Here is a 14658-nt window from a genome sequence, read left to right as displayed (position 1 = left end):
CATGTCCCAGACGTACCTCGCCTACATTCCCAGCCCGCCGCGCGGAGTGTGGCATCTGGGGCCGTTGCCGATTCGGGCTTACGCGTTCTTCATCATCACCGGCATCCTGCTGGCCTTACTGATCGCGGACCGGCGCTGGGTGGCCCGTGGCGGTCAGCGCGGGGTGGTCTACGACATCGCGTTGTGGATGGTGCCGTTCGGTTTGATCGGCGGCCGGCTCTACCACCTGGCCACGGACTGGCAGACATATTGGGGTCCCGGTGGCGCCGGTACGGCTGCGGCACTGCGGATCTGGGACGGCGGCCTGGGCATCTGGGGCGCAGTGGCACTCGGCGCGGTCGGTGCCTGGATCGGCTGCCGGCGGCGCGACATCCCGTTGCCCGCGTTCCTCGACGCTGTGGCTCCCGGAGTGGTGTTGGCGCAGGCCATCGGACGGCTCGGAAACTATTTCAATCAGGAGCTCTACGGCCGCGAAACCACGGTGCCGTGGGGCCTGGAGATCTTCTATCGGCGCGACCCTGCCGGCTACGTCGACGTCCACTCGCTGGACGGCGTCTCGACGGGGCAGGTGGCGCTCGTCGTGCAGCCCACGTTCTTGTACGAATTGGTCTGGAACCTGCTGGTATTCGGCCTGTTGCTGTTGCTCGACCGGCGTTTGACCCTCGGCCACGCGCGGCTGTTCGCGTCCTACGTCGCGCTGTACTGCGTCGGGCGATTCGCCGTTGAGTTGCTGCGTGATGACACCGCGACACACATCGCGGGCATCCGGATCAACACCTTCACATCGACGTTCGTCTTCATCGCCGCGGTCGTCTACATCATCCTGGCGCCGAAGGGCCGGGAAGACCCGGCGTTGTTGCGCGGACGGATGCCCGACGAAGCGGACGAAGCTTTGGAGCCCGAGCCGGCAGAGTCGGAAGCGGAACTGGCGAGCGTCGCGGCCACCTCGGCTGCGGGGACGGCTGCCTTGGGCGGTGGCGAAGCCGCGGGTGGCGAGGAACCCACGGCTGGTGTAGATGAACCGGCGGCAGCCGATGCTAGCGAGCCGGAGCCGGCCGGGACGGCGGCTGCTGAGTCTGACGAGGAGTCGGAGCCGGAAGTCACCGAAGCGCAGGCCGCGGTCGCCGAAGAGACGGTCGAAGGCGACGCCGGCGAGTCCGATCAGGCTGAGATCCTCGAAGAGGCTGAAGCTGAGGAAGCCGGCGAGCCCGCGGCGGCTGCTGGCGAGGCCGGCGACGCTGAGGCAGCCGAAGAGGACGTCGCAGACGCCGAGGAAGCTGAAGAGGCGGAGGCGGCCGCTGGCGAGCCCGAGGCGGAGGAATCGGCTCCAGCAGAGGCAGCAGACTCAGAAGCGGCAGAATCAGAACCCGTAGACGAGGCGTCTCCGGAGGCCGCGGTGTCCGGTGGTCACCCATTGCTTGGTGGCGGCCCCACAGTGCCTGAGGAGACCGACGAAGCCGAGGAAGCGGTGGTCGAGGCGGAGCCGGAAGTGGCTGAAGCCGAGGTCGACGAAGCCGAGCCTGCCGCTGAGGAAGCCGAGCAAGCCGCTGAGGAAGCCGAGCAAGCCGACGAAGCCGAGCCTGCCGCTGAGGAAGCCGAGCAAGCCGACGAAGCCGAGGAAGCGGTGGTCGAGGCGGAGCCGGAAGTGGCTAAGGCCGACGTCGACGAAGCCGAGCCTGCCGTTGAGGCAGCCGAGCAAGCCGACGAAGCCGAGCCTGCCGTCGACGAAGCCGACCTCGTCGCTAATGAAGCCGACGAGCCGGAAGCCCAAAAGCCTGAAGAAGTCGACGAACCTACCGCCGAGGAAGAGGACGCCGAACCCGAGTCGGGGGAGACCGAGATCGCGGAGGCCGGCGCCGACGAATCGGCTGCGGTTGAGTCTGAGTCCACGGGTGACGACGAGCCCGCGCCCCCGGCGCCGGACACCCCCACGGAAGAAAGCGCCGGCACAGCGCGTCAGCGCTGGCGACTCCGCCTCCGGAGGCAGCGTTAGCGAAGCGCCCTCGCGAGGTCCGTTGCACCGCAACGGTTCTGATATCACCGGTGATATCAACTTTCAGGGGATCATATCGGTTCTGTCGCGGTGCCAGAGTGGCTGATGTTGCTGATGTGGCGGTGGGCGGACATCCGCCGTATCTGGCATGCTGAAACCGTGACTGAGCAGCCGTGGCCGGGTGCCGGCGAGCCGGGCTCCCCGCCGCAGGATTCCGGGTACCCGCCGCCGCCATTTCCGCCGCCCTACCAGCCGTACCCGCAGTACGCGGCCGGCTACGACCCGTCGGCGCCGTACGGCCGACACCCCGTGACCGGGCAACCGTATTCGGACAAGTCGAAGACCGTCGCGGGCCTGTTGCAACTGCTCGGCCTGTTCGGTTTCGTCGGCGTCGGGCGCATTTATGCGGGGCACGTTGGACTGGGTGTAGCGCAGTTGCTGGTCGGCTGGGTGACGTGCGGGCTGGGCGCCTGGGTGTGGGGCATCATCGACGCGGTGCTGATCCTCACCGACAAAGTCACCGATCCGCAGGGTCGTCCGTTGCGTGATTGAACCTGAACCGCGGGCCCCGGCTGCGCCGAAGAAGATCATCGCCGCAGGATCGGCTGTCCTGTTGGCCGGCTCGCTGGCGTACATCGGTTTCGCCGATCCGCACAAGCCGGATTCGGTTTATCCGCAGTGTCCGTTCAAATTTCTCACCGGCTGGAACTGTCCGGCCTGCGGTGGGCTTCGAATGACCCACGATCTGCTGCACGGTCATCTCTCAGCCGCCATATACGACAATGCCTTCGCGCTCGTCGTGATCCCGCTGGTGGCGGGTTGGATCCTGGTGCGGCGGCTCAGGGGCCGATCGTGGTTGCCGGTAGCCACGACGATCACGCTGGTGATCGCGGCGACGGCATGGACGGTGGTGCGCAATCTGCCCGGCTTCCCATTGGTGCCGACGGTCCTGAGCGGCTGATCGACGCGCGCCGCACCCTCCGCGCCGAACGTGAAGCAGGCCGCACGCTCGGCGTCGACCGTGAGGCTGGCCGCACGCTCGCGGCGCAACTCCGCGACGCGCGCCGCGCCTTCCAGTCACGCTGATGCCAGCCGGCGCGACTATGCTTTGTCGTCGTGACTAGACGCGGAAAGATCGTCTGCACCCTCGGGCCGGCCACCCCCACCGACGATTTGGTCCGTGACCTGGTTGAAGCCGGAATGGACGTCGCCCGAATGAACTTCAGTCACGGCGACTATGCGGATCACGAAGCCGCCTACCAGCGCGTCCGCAATGCCTCCAACGCCACCGGCCGCGCCGTGGGCATCATGTGCGACCTCCAGGGCCCCAAACTTCGACTCGGACGTTTCGCCGACGGGCCCACCTACTGGGCCGACGGCGAGACCGTCCGCATCACCGTCGCGGACTGCAAAGGCAGCCACGACCGCGTTTCCACCACCTACAAGCGGTTGGCAGAGGATGCGAGGCCCGGTGACCGGGTGCTCGTCGACGACGGCAAGGTCGGGCTCGTCGTCGACCGTGTCGAAGGCGACGACGTGGTGTGCAAGGTCGTCGAGGGCGGTCCGGTCAGCAACAACAAGGGGATCTCGCTGCCCGGGATGAACGTCTCTGCCCCGGCGCTGTCCGAGAAGGACATCGAGGACCTGACGTTCGCACTCGAGCTGGGTGTCGACATGGTGGCCCTGTCGTTCGTGCGTTCGCCGTCCGACGTCGAACTGGTCCACGAAGTGATGGACCGGGTCGGGCGGCGGGTACCGGTGATCGCCAAGCTGGAGAAGCCCGAAGCCATCGACAATCTCGAGGCCATCGTGCTGGCGTTCGACGCGGTGATGGTGGCCCGCGGTGACCTCGGCGTCGAGCTGCCGCTGGAAGAAGTGCCGCTGGTGCAGAAGCGGGCTATCCAGATGGCCCGGGAGAACGCCAAGCCGGTCATCGTCGCAACCCAGATGCTCGATTCGATGATCGAGAACTCGCGGCCCACCCGGGCCGAGGCCTCCGACGTCGCCAACGCCGTGCTGGACGGCGCGGACGCGCTGATGCTCTCCGGTGAAACCTCCGTCGGCAAGTACCCGCTGCAGGCGGTCAAGACGATGTCGCGCATCGTGTGCGCGGTCGAGGAGAATTCGACCGCCGCGCCGCCACTGACGCATGTGCCGCGCACCAAACGGGGCGTGATCTCCTATGCCGCACGCGACATCGGCGAGCGGCTGGACGCCAAGGCCCTGGTGGCCTTCACCCAGTCCGGCGACACCGTCCGGCGACTGGCCCGCCTGCACACCCCACTGCCACTGCTGGCATTCACCGATCTACCGGAGGTGCGCAGCCAGCTGGCCATGACGTGGGGCACCGAGACATTCATCGTTCCGCACATGAAGACCACAGACGGCATGATCCGCGAGGTGGACAAGTCCCTGCTCGAACTCGGGCGCTACAAGCGCGGCGATCTGGTGGTGATCGTCGCGGGCGCGCCTCCGGGCACGGTCGGCTCGACCAACCTGATCCACGTGCACCGTATCGGCGAGGACGACGTCTAGCAGCGTGTCCGACTTCGACGAATTGCTGGCGATACTCGACCTCAACCGTGTCGCCGACGACCGATTCGTCGGATCTCACCCCAGCAAGAACCCGATGCGCACGTTCGGTGGCCAGCTGGTGGCGCAGTCGTTCGTGGCCGGCACCCGCACGCTGCTCCGCGCAAATCTGCCGCCGAGCGCGCTGTCGGTGCACTTCATCAACGGCGGGGACACCCACCAAGACATCGAATTCCATGTCGTGCCATTGCGTGACGAGCGGCGCTTCGCCAACCGCCGCGTCGATGCGGTACAGGACGGAAGGCTGCTGTGCACGGCGATGATCTCGTACATGGCCGGCGGGCGGGGTCTCGAGCACGGCGTCGAGCCGCCCGAGGTCGCCGAACCGGAATCGGTGCCGGCGCTGAGCGAACTTCTGCGCGGATATGAGAAGACGCTCCCGCACTTCGTCAACGCGCTGCAGCCGGTCGACTGGCGCTACACCAACGATCCGTCCTGGGTGATGCGGGACAAGGGCGAAAGCCTTGCCTACAACCGGGTTTGGCTGACGGCATCGGGTGCGATGCCCGACGATCCGGTGCTGCACACCGCGACGATGTTGTACTCCTCGGACACCACGGTGCTGGACTCGGTGATCACCACCCACGGACTGTCCTGGGGATACGACCGCATCTTCGCGGCGTCGGCCAATCACTCGGTGTGGTTTCACCGCCAGGTCGACTTCGACGACTGGGTGCTGTATTCGACGTCATCGCCGGTCGCCGCCGACTCACGCGGTCTGGGCCGCGGGCACTTCTTCGATCGCTCCGGGCAGGTCATCGCCACGGTCGTGCAGGAGGGCGTGCTGAAGTACTTCCCCGCACCGAGCAGATAACCGTGCCCCCGGCTCCGGCGCCGCGCACCCGCGACTACGACGCCTTCTTGTCGTATACGCGTCACGACCGCCAGGCCGCCGCCGGCATCCAGCAAGGGCTGCACCGCATCGGGCGCCGGCTCGGCCAGCTTCGGGCGCTGCGGGTGTTCCGGGACGACACAGACCTGACCGTCAGCCCCGATCTGTGGGGCAAGATCACCGACGCGCTGGACCGGTCCCGCTTCCTGGTGGCGGTGCTCTCTTCCAAAGCGGCCGAATCCTATTGGGTAAACCGGGAAGTCAGCTACTGGCTCGAGCGCGGCGGACGCGACCGGCTGCTGCTCGTGCTCGCCGGTGGCCAATTGCAGTGGGATGCCAAGCATCAGCGGTTCGATCCCGAAGTGTCGAACGCCGCGCTGCCGGTGCTGACCGAACCCGGTGTGCTCCCGGCCGAGCCGTTCTTCATCGACGTCAGCGACAACGCTCCCTGGAATCCGCACGCGGCGCTGCTGCGGGAGAAGATCACCGCTCTGGCCGCACCGATCCACGGCGTTCCCAAAGACCAGCTGGCCAGTGACGATCTGCGCGAGCGGCAGCGGTTCCGCCGGCTGCGGGCAGCCGCGATCGCGGGGATGGCGGTGCTGACGGTGCTGGCCGTGGTCGCGGCGGTGTTCGCCGTCGTCCAACAACGCGAAGCGGTGCACCAGCGTCAACAGGCCTTGCGTCAGCGCGACCAGGCGGTGTCGCTGAAGCTGACCTCGCAGGCGCAGACGATGCTGGCCGGCATCGCGCCCGGCGGTGACGTGCGGGCGATCCAGCAGATACTCGCCGCCCCGGTGATCGCGCCCGCCACCGAACTCGGCGCTCTGCTGGACACGCTGGTCGTGCGGCGCAGCACCCTGAAGATCTTTCCGCTGGCCCCGTCCTCCGGCGTGATGGCGCTGAGCCCGGATGGCCGGCGCATCGTCTCGGCCAGCGAGAACATGCTGCGGTTGTGGGACGCCGGAAGCGGGGCGCCCCTCGGAGCACCCCTGGTCGGTCACACCGAAGCCGTGTCGAGTGTCGCCTTCACCCCCGACGGAAGCCGGATCGTCTCGGGCGCTCGCGACGACATGGTGCGGATCTGGGACGCCGCCACCGGCGCGCCGGTCGGGGCCCCGCTGGCCGGGCACACCGACGCGGTGTCCGGAGTCGCCGTCAGCCCGGATGGTCGCCTTATCGTGTCGGGCAGCTGGGACAAGACCGTGCGACTGTGGGACGCGGCCACCGGCGCCCCGATCGGCTCGCCACTGCGCGGGCACACCGACCAGGTCACCTCGGTCGCCTTCAGCCTGGACGGGCGCCGAGTCGCTTCGGGCAGCACGGATAACACGGCACGGCTGTGGAACGTCGCAACCGGCACCGCTGCCACACCGCCATTGACCGGCCACACCGACGACGTCGTCGACGTCGCGTTCGGCTCCGACGGGCGCCGCCTTGCCTCGGCAAGCTGGGACGGCACCGTGCGGCTGTGGGACGTCGGCACCGGAGCCACGGTGGGCGCGCCGCTGGTCGGACACACAGACCAGGTGCTCAGCGTGATGTTCAGCCCGGACGGGCAACGTATCGCCTCCGGTAGCGCCGACGACACGGTGCGATTGTGGGACGCCGGGACCGGCGCCGCGATCGGCGCGCCGCTCAGCGGGCATCGCAACCCGGTGTTCGACGTCGAATTCAGCCCGGACGGGCGGCGAATCGTCTCGGGCAGCAACGATGACACCGTCCGGTGGTGGGACGCGAACATCGACGCGCCGCTCGGCTTGGCTCTGACCGGTCACACCAGCGGCGTCGAGAGTGTGGCGTTCAGTCTGGACGGGCGGCGAATCGCCTCGGGGAGCACCGACGGCACCCTGCGATTGTGGGATGCCGGCAGCGGCGTCCCGATCGGTGCACCCCTGACCGGGCACACCAACAAGGTCACCAGTGTGGTGTTCAGTCCCGACGGAACGCGCATCGCCTCCGGCGGCGACGACAACACGGTGCGACTGTGGGACGCCGCCACCGGGACGCCGGTCGGTGCGCCCCTGACTGGGCACACCAGCGCCGTGACCAGCGTGGCGTTCAGCCCGGACGGGCGGCACATCGCTTCGGGGAGCACCGACAAGACGCTGCGGTTGTGGGATACCGTCACCGGCGCCGCGGTCGGCAACCCCCTGACCGGGCACACCGGCTTCGTCGAGGCGGTCGCCTTCAGCCCGGACGGGCGGCGCATCGTCTCCGCGGGCTGGGACAAGACACTGCGCCTGTGGGACGCGCAGACCGGTGCACCCGTCGGGGGGCCGTGGACCGGCCACAGCGCACCCGTGCGCGGTGTGGCGTTCAGCCCCGACGGGACCCGCGTGGTGAGCGCCAGTTGGGACAAGACACTGCGACTGTGGAACGCGCTCACCGGCACGCCGATCGGTGCGCCCCTGACCGGCCATACCGAGGTGGTGCGGGCGGTGGCCTACAGCCGGGACGGCCGGCACATCGTTTCCGCCAGCGCCGATCACACCGTCCGCTTATGGGATGCGGGCACCGGATCGGCGGTCGGCTCCCCGCTGACCGGTCATACCGGAGTGGTCACCAGTGTCGCGTTCAGTCCCGACGGCCGCCGCATCGCCTCGGGCGGTCAGGACCAGACGCTACGGGTCTGGCCGGGACCGACTGCGTGGCCAGAGTTGTTGTGCGACAAGATCACTACAAATATGAGCAACCGTCAGTGGCGGGACTGGGTGTCCCCGGACATCGGCTACCGCACGGTGTGCCCGGGTCTTCCGATTGCACCCGATTAGCTTCTGGCGGCGCCGGTTTCCTCCAGCAAAGTCACCGCGGAGGCGCGGGAGATCTTCCAGCCGCCCTGGTTGACGAACGTGAGGTTCTGAGTCACCGGAGTCAATTTGGGGCCCCAGATCATGACATCGGCCGACACCGTGTTCGCGCCGGTGGACAGGATGTTGGTCACCGTGGCCTTCAGTGGCAACTCACCATGTGCGACAGCCTGTTTGAGACGGCTATCGGCCAGGTGAGCTTCCATGGGGCTGATGCCGCCCTCAACGAGATGGCTCTTGTCCGAGAACGGCACGTTGGGATCCTGCAGGGCATTCAGTAGGTCGAATAGTTGGCTGGCAGTTGGTAAGTCGGCTGCCGGGTCGAGTGGCAGCGGCGTCCCGAACGCGATGGGCGCAATCCGGGGGGTGATCGCGCCGGCAGGCCACCCGCAGGTCAAACCAGCGGCTGCTGAAACCACCATGACGGCTGCGGCGAAACGTTTTGCTGGCACGCTCCGATACTAATCCCGACCTGATCAGGCGTAACGTTTTTGCTAGACGCAGCTCGAGTGTGGGGAGGTGCGAATGAAACAACCGTCAACCGGTCTGATGCCGCGCATTTACCGGCACGAACGTGTTGTGGTTCAGGCTGATTCCCTCGCGCCGGCGACAGCTGTGACCGTGCAATCGATGTGCGGGGGGAGATGATGGGTGGCCACCACGACCGTCCTGGTGGCGGGCATCAGTTCGCTGTCGCCTGACAACAACTCCGACAGGATGCGGTCGGAGTCGGCCGCATCGAGGTGTTCGGTGGGCTCGTCGAGCAGCACGATCGACGCAGGGGAGACCACCGCCCGGGCCAGCAACAACCGTCGACGCTGGCCGGCCGAAACCGCCTGAGCCCCCGCGGTCAGCACGGTGGACAGGCCGTCGGGCAGTTCGGACAGCCAGTCACCCAGACCCACCAGTGTCAGGGCCGCGGTGAGGTCGTCGTCGTCGCAGTCACCGCGGGCCACCAGCAGGTTGTCCCGCACCGTGGTGGCGAAGATATGGGCGTCTTCGGCGAAGAAGCTCACAGCGCGGCGCAATTCGTCTTCCCGGATCCGTTGCAGGTCGACTCCGTCCAGGGTCACCTGTCCCTGGACGGGCGGCAGCAACCCGGCCAGCGTCATCAGCAGCGTCGTCTTACCCGAGCCGCTGGGGCCGGTCACGGCCACCCTCGCGCCGGGCGGCAGGTCGACCGTGGCGTCATGGGTGCGGGTTCCCCCGTGGCCGGCTGTGACGCGCGCGAGCAGCCGTCCCAACGGCCTTGGCAGCGGGACCATCTCCGTGCCGGTCTCGGCCACGGGCGGAGCCAACTCCAGCAGACGGCGTGCCGCAATACGCGACCTGGTCAACTGCACCGCGGCGGCGGGGAGCGCGCCGATGGCCTCAAATGCCGACAGCGGCAACAGCATCAGCACGGCCAGTGTCGTCGGGGTAGCGGTGGGCGCCATCCCCAGCGCGGCCACCACGGCACCGATCACGCTGACGCCGACAGCCGCGGTCGGTACGGCCTCGGCGACGGCGGCCGGCCTGGCGGCGGCGTCCAACGCGGTGCCCCAATAACGTTGCTGTCGTTGCGATTCGGCGATGAGATTCGGCAAAACGCCGGCGATGCGGAGTTCGGGCGCATGTTCGAGCGCCAGCATGGCAGCGGTGTCCCGCTCCGAATGATGCTGACGGGCAATCGCTTCCTGCGTGCCGGCAGCGCGGCCCGCCAGCCAGGGCGCCACCACACCGGCCGCGAGCAGACATACCGCCAGCACCGCCGCCGCGGGCAGCGAGATGATTCCGACGACCACGACGGCCGCCACCGACAGCACGGCGGCGACACCGATCGGTACCAGTGCCCGCACCAGGACGTCGGCCAGCGCATCGACGTCGGCGCCGACTCGGGCAACCAATTCCCCACTGTGCAGCCGGACTGCACTCGCAACGGGTCCGGTGGCCAGCCGGTGATAGATCTGCGCACGTGCCGTGCCGGCAGCCCCCAACGCCGTATCGTGGGTGACCAGTCGCTCGCAGTAGCGCAGGACGCCACGGGAAATCGCGAAGGTGCGCACGGCGACGACCGCGACGGACAGGTCGAGCACGGGCGGCATCTGCGAGGCGCGGGTAATCAGCCACGCCGACACTCCGGCCAGCGCGAGCGCGCTGCCCAGCGCCAGCACTCCCAGCGCGATGGCGCCCAGCAGGCGGGGGAGTCGGGGCCGCAACAGGTCTGCGGCGTTCAGGAGTTGATCAGACCGGCGCACAGAGCGCCTCATTCCCGGCGACCACGTGCACAACCCGGTCGCCGATGGCAACCACGGGCTCGCGGTGTCCGACGACCACCACCGTCGCGCCGGCGCGGGCGCGCGCGGCGATGGCCGCCAGCACCCGTTGCTCGGTGTCGGTGTCCAGGTGCGCGGTGGGCTCGTCGAGCAACAGCACCGGCGCCGGCGAGCCGAGAGCTCGTGCCAGACCCAGCCGTTGGCGCTGCCCGAGCGACAGCCCCACACCTCCGCGCCCCAGTCCGGTGTCCAGCCCGGCCGGTAACTCGGCCAGCACCGTATCGAATCCAGCAGCCCGGCAAGCACTCTCGGGGTCATCGAGCGCGCCGAACAACTCCAGGTTGTCCCGGACGGTGCCGGGTATCAGCGCCGGTCGCTGGGCCAGCCATGAGACATGGCGCCACCATTGGGCCGGCTCCAGCTCGCCGATGTCGACTCCGGCCACGGTGACACGGCCCGAGGATGGCGTGGTGAGACCGGCGATCACCTGCAGCGCCGTGCTTTTGCCTGCGCCGTTGCGCCCGGTCAGTACGGTCACCGTGCCGGGCTCGATGACCGCGTCGAGGTGCTGCGGCGAGTAACCGTCCCGCCCGGCCACGCTGAGGTTCTCGATGCGGATCTGCGCCCCGCGTGCGCTGACCGTCCGGACTTTGGGAGCCGCCGGCACTCGCTCGCCGATGAGGGAAAAGGCCTTGTCGGCTGCGGCCCTGCCATCCTGTGCCGCGTGGTATTCCACCCCGATGCGTCGCAGCGGCCAGTACACGTCTGGCGCCAGAAGCAGCACGGTGAGCCCGACGGTGAGGCTCATCTCGCCGAACACCAGTCGCAGGCCGATGCCGACCGCAACCAGCGCAACGCCCAGGGTGGCCAGCAATTCGAGCACCAGGGCCGACAGAAACGCGATCCGCAAGGTTGCCATCGTCGAACGGCGATGGGCGGCACTGAGTTCGGCGATACGCTGCTCGGGCCCAGACGCGCGGCCCAGGGCACGCAACGTCGGAATGCCGGCGACCAGGTCCAGCAGGCGGGATTGCAGGGTGGTCATGGCAGCCAGCGAGGCCGCTGATCGCTGCGCCGTCGCCAGGCCGATAAGCACCATGAAGACCGGTATCAGCGGCAGCGTGATCAGCACGATCAGCGTCGATTTCAGGTCGTAGCAAGCGATCACGGCTACGGTGGCGGGCGTCAGAATGGCGGCCAGCAGCAGTGTTGGCAGGTACCCGGTGAAGTAAGGACGCAGGCCGTCCAGTCCGCGGGTGACCACGACCGCGGCGGCGTCGCGCTGGTTTGCCAGTTCGCTGGGCTGACGGGCGGTCACCGCGGTCAGCACCTGGCCGCTGAGGTCGGCGATCACCGCGCTGGCGCCCCGCTGACCCAGCCGGGCCTGCAGCCAGTGGGCGACGGTTCGAAAAGCCCACAACGCCAACAGGATCGACAACGGACCCAGCCAGCTGCGCAGGTTACGTGTGGAAGGATCCGTGGCCACCCGCGCGACGGTGCTTCCCAGGACGATCGCCGAAGCGATTGCGCAGCCGCTGATCACGACCCCGCAGGCCACCTCGGCGGCCAGAAACCGACGCAGCGCGCGCGATGCCCGCCACAGTCGTGGGTCCAGCGGTGCCCGAGAGCCCTTCTCGCTCAGGACGGTCGCCTGGTCAGACCGATCGAGGGCGGTATCCCTTCAGCCGAGATGCGTTGCCGGAAGACCCAATACGTCCAGCCCTGGTACACCACGGTCAGGGGCGTCATGATCGCGGCGACCCACGTCATGATCTTGAGCGTGTAAGGCGTCGACGAGGCGTTGTAGATCGTGACGTTCCACTGGCTGTTCAGCGTTGACTGCACCAGGTTCGGGAAGAGCGCGCCGAACAACAGCACCACCACGCTCGCCACCACCAGCAGGGCACACACGAAGGCCCATCCGTCGGATGCCTGCCGCCACGCCAGCAGCACCGCCACCAGCTGGGCGACCACTGCCACGCCCAGTACCGCCCAGGTCCAATCCTTGCCGTAGGCCAGTTGCGTCCAAACCCCGAACCCCGCAACGAGTGCGGTGGCCGGCAGGGAGAACCAGCGGGCGAACCGGTGGGCGTCGTCGCGGATGCCGCCGGCGGTTTTGAGTGCGACGAACAGCGCGCCGTAGAACAGGAACAGCGCTGCGGTGGCCACGCCACCGAGCAGGGTGTAGGGGTTAAGCACATCGCCGATCGACAGGTTGACCTGACCGTCGGCGTCCACCGGCAGGCCTCGCACCAGAATCGCAAACGCCGTGCCCCACAGGATCGCGGGCAGCCACGACCCGACAGCGATGCCGAAGTCGGCCCAGCCCCGCCACTTGGTGTCGTCGACCTTGCCGCGCCACTCGATCGACACGATGCGCAGGATCATGCCGAACAGGATTGCCAACAGCGGCAGGTACAGCGTCGAGAACACGGTGGCATACCAGCCCGGGAAGGCCGCGAACATCGCCGCGCCGGCGGTGATCAGCCAGACTTCGTTGCCGTCCCACACGGGGCCGATGGTGTTCAGTGCGGCGCGCCGGTGCGCTTCCCGGTCGCCCTTGCTCACCCGCGCAAACGGCTCCATCAGCATGCCCACCCCGAAGTCGAACCCTTCGAGGACGAAGAAGCCGAGGAACAGCGCCGCGATCAGGCCGAACCACAACTGTTGAAGGTTCACGTGTCAGCTCCTTTCGGGCTCTGTCAGTAGGCGAAGGACAGGGTTTTGACCTGCTCTTGATCGGAGTCCTGGTCCTCGGGCGGCGGCGCGGCCGGTTCGGCGTCGTGCTCCTGCGGCCCTTCGGCGATGTAGCGCTTGAGCAGCCAGAACCAGATGACCGCCAGCACCGCATAGACCAGGGTGAAGGTGGCCAGCGAGGTGACGACCATGGCGAACGTGTTGTGTGAGACGCCGGCAGCGACCGTCAGGTGAACGTTCTGGTCTCCGGTGGGGTTGGGCGCCACAATCCATGGCTGCCGGCCCATTTCGGTGAACACCCAGCCGGCGATATTGGCCAGGAACGGAGTCGGGATGGTGAGCAGCGCGAACCGGGCGAACCACCGCTGGTCGGGAATCCGCCCACCGCGGGTGAGCCATAGCGCCAGCAAGGCGAATAACACCGGGATGGCCAGGAACCCGATCATCGCGCGGAAGGACCAGTAGGTGACAAACAGGTTGGGGCGGTAGTCATTCGGCCCGAAACGCTGCTCATAATTCTTCTGGATGTCGCGCACGCCCTGCAGCGTCACGCCTTCCGTCTTGCCTTCGGCGAGGAAGGGCAACACGTAGGGCACCTCGATCACTCGGGTCAGAGCGTCGCAGTTGTTCTGCCGGCCGACGGTCAGGATGGAGAAATCCGGATCGGTCTGGGTGTCGCACAACGATTCCGCCGACGCCATCTTCATCGGCTGCTGTTGGAACATCAGCTTGCCCTGGTGGTCGCCGGTGAAGAACAGGCCGACGGTGGCCAGCAGCACCACCCAGCAGCCCAGCGCTGTGGCGGGTCGATACATTGCCCGGGTCCCCGGGTCGACGGTGGTGATCTGCGACCGGACCAGCCACCACGCGCTGACGGCGGCAACGAACGTGCCCGCCGTCAGCAACGCGCCCGTGACGGTGTGGCTGAACGCCGTCAGACCGGTGTTGTTGGTCAGCAGCGCCACGATGCTGTTCAGTTCGGCCCGTTTGGTTTCCGGGTTGTAGTGCACCCCCACCGGGTGCTGCATGAACGAATTGGCCGAGATGATGAAGAACGCGGACACGTTCACCGAGATCGCGACGATCCAGATGCAGGCCAGGTGCACCAGGCGCGGCAACCTGCTCCAGCCGAAGATCCACAGACCCAGGAAGGTGGATTCGAAGAAGAACGCGAGTAGGCCTTCCATGGCCAGCGGCGCGCCGAAGACGTCACCCACGAACTTCGAGTACTCGCTCCAGTTCATGCCGAACTGGAATTCCTGCACGATCCCGGTCGCCACCCCGATCGCGAAGTTGATCAGGAACAACTTGCCGAAGAACTTCGTCAACCGGTACCACGCGACGTTCCCGGTGGCCACCCACGCCGTCTGCATGATCGCCAGCAGCGGGGCCAGGCCGATGGTCAACGGCACGAAAAGGAAGTGGTAGACGGTCGTGATACCGAACTGCCACCGCGATATGTCGACGACGTTCATCTGT

Annotated in this window: 10 protein-coding genes and 1 pseudogene; 6 read left to right on the top strand and 5 right to left on the bottom strand. The window is 67.7% G+C overall.

Annotated features, from left to right (window positions below):
* Position 1 precedes the first annotated feature (1 nt).
* From ACNQS7_RS05085 to ACNQS7_RS05060, 6 genes are all read left to right on the top strand, one after another.
* Positions 2 to 1993: a prolipoprotein diacylglyceryl transferase gene (locus ACNQS7_RS05085; protein ID WP_418015888.1), complete on the top strand. Its 1992-nt coding sequence runs from the start codon at positions 2 to 4 to the stop codon at positions 1991 to 1993.
* A 114-nt stretch (positions 1994 to 2107) separates the two neighbouring features.
* Entirely contained in the window at positions 2108 to 2545 is a 438-nt protein-coding gene (locus ACNQS7_RS05080) for an NINE protein (protein WP_418015887.1), read from the top strand.
* Positions 2541 to 2954, top strand: a complete 414-nt coding sequence (locus ACNQS7_RS05075; protein ID WP_418015886.1) for a DUF2752 domain-containing protein — start codon at positions 2541 to 2543, stop codon at positions 2952 to 2954. Before ACNQS7_RS05080 ends, ACNQS7_RS05075 begins: the two co-directional genes overlap by 5 nt.
* Before the next feature lie 155 nt (positions 2955 to 3109).
* Positions 3110 to 4528, top strand: coding sequence for a pyruvate kinase (pyk, locus tag ACNQS7_RS05070; protein ID WP_418011696.1), 1419 nt, complete (start codon positions 3110 to 3112; stop codon positions 4526 to 4528).
* Between the two features lie 4 nt (positions 4529 to 4532).
* Positions 4533 to 5399: an acyl-CoA thioesterase II gene (locus tag ACNQS7_RS05065; protein WP_418011695.1), complete on the top strand. Its 867-nt coding sequence runs from the start codon at positions 4533 to 4535 to the stop codon at positions 5397 to 5399.
* A 2-nt stretch (positions 5400 to 5401) separates the two neighbouring features.
* A complete protein-coding gene (locus ACNQS7_RS05060; RefSeq protein ID WP_418011694.1) occupies positions 5402 to 8191 on the top strand; it encodes a toll/interleukin-1 receptor domain-containing protein in 2790 nt (929 codons plus the stop codon).
* On the opposite strand, the gene ACNQS7_RS05055 is transcribed toward ACNQS7_RS05060, so the two are convergent.
* The 5 genes and pseudogenes from ACNQS7_RS05055 to ACNQS7_RS05035 form a co-directional block, all read right to left on the bottom strand.
* Positions 8188 to 8649 (bottom strand): hypothetical protein, encoded by a 462-nt coding sequence (locus ACNQS7_RS05055; protein ID WP_418015885.1) that lies wholly within the window; start codon positions 8647 to 8649, stop codon positions 8188 to 8190. The two genes, ACNQS7_RS05060 and ACNQS7_RS05055, sit on opposite strands and share 4 nt — an antisense overlap.
* Before the next feature lie 162 nt (positions 8650 to 8811).
* The gene (cydC, locus tag ACNQS7_RS05050; protein WP_418015884.1) at positions 8812 to 10464 is read right to left on the bottom strand and encodes a thiol reductant ABC exporter subunit CydC; all 1653 of its coding nucleotides are present in this window, start codon (positions 10462 to 10464) and stop codon (positions 8812 to 8814) included.
* 3 nt (positions 10465 to 10467) lie between these two features.
* Positions 10468 to 12040, bottom strand: a pseudogene (gene cydD, locus ACNQS7_RS05045) (thiol reductant ABC exporter subunit CydD); the annotation flags it as partial.
* A gap of 80 nt (positions 12041 to 12120) precedes the next feature.
* Complete coding sequence (gene cydB / locus ACNQS7_RS05040; protein WP_418011693.1) at positions 12121 to 13161, bottom strand: cytochrome d ubiquinol oxidase subunit II; 1041 nt, start codon at positions 13159 to 13161, stop codon at positions 12121 to 12123.
* Between the two features lie 23 nt (positions 13162 to 13184).
* On the bottom strand, positions 13185 to 14654 hold the full coding sequence (locus ACNQS7_RS05035; protein WP_310786250.1) for a cytochrome ubiquinol oxidase subunit I: 1470 nt from the start codon (positions 14652 to 14654) through the stop codon (positions 13185 to 13187).
* Between the last annotated feature and the right edge of the window lie 4 nt (positions 14655 to 14658).

This window comes from Mycobacterium sp. 23 (genome assembly GCF_048287075.1).
GTDB lineage: Bacteria > Actinomycetota > Actinomycetes > Mycobacteriales > Mycobacteriaceae > Mycobacterium > Mycobacterium gordonae_B.
This window is presented reverse-complemented; position numbering and strand designations above follow the sequence as displayed.

Excerpts from the sequence above, each read along its gene's own strand:
- ACNQS7_RS05080 (WP_418015887.1), top strand. The coding sequence starts at position 2,108 with ATGTGGCGGTGGGCGGACATCCGCCGTATCTGGCATGCTGAAACCGTG.
- ACNQS7_RS05055 (WP_418015885.1), bottom strand. The coding sequence starts at position 8,649 with ATGGTGGTTTCAGCAGCCGCTGGTTTGACCTGCGGGTGGCCTGCCGGC.
- ACNQS7_RS05035 (WP_310786250.1), bottom strand. The coding sequence starts at position 14,654 with ATGAACGTCGTCGACATATCGCGGTGGCAGTTCGGTATCACGACCGTC.
- ACNQS7_RS05085 (WP_418015888.1), top strand. The coding sequence starts at position 2 with ATGTCCCAGACGTACCTCGCCTACATTCCCAGCCCGCCGCGCGGAGTG.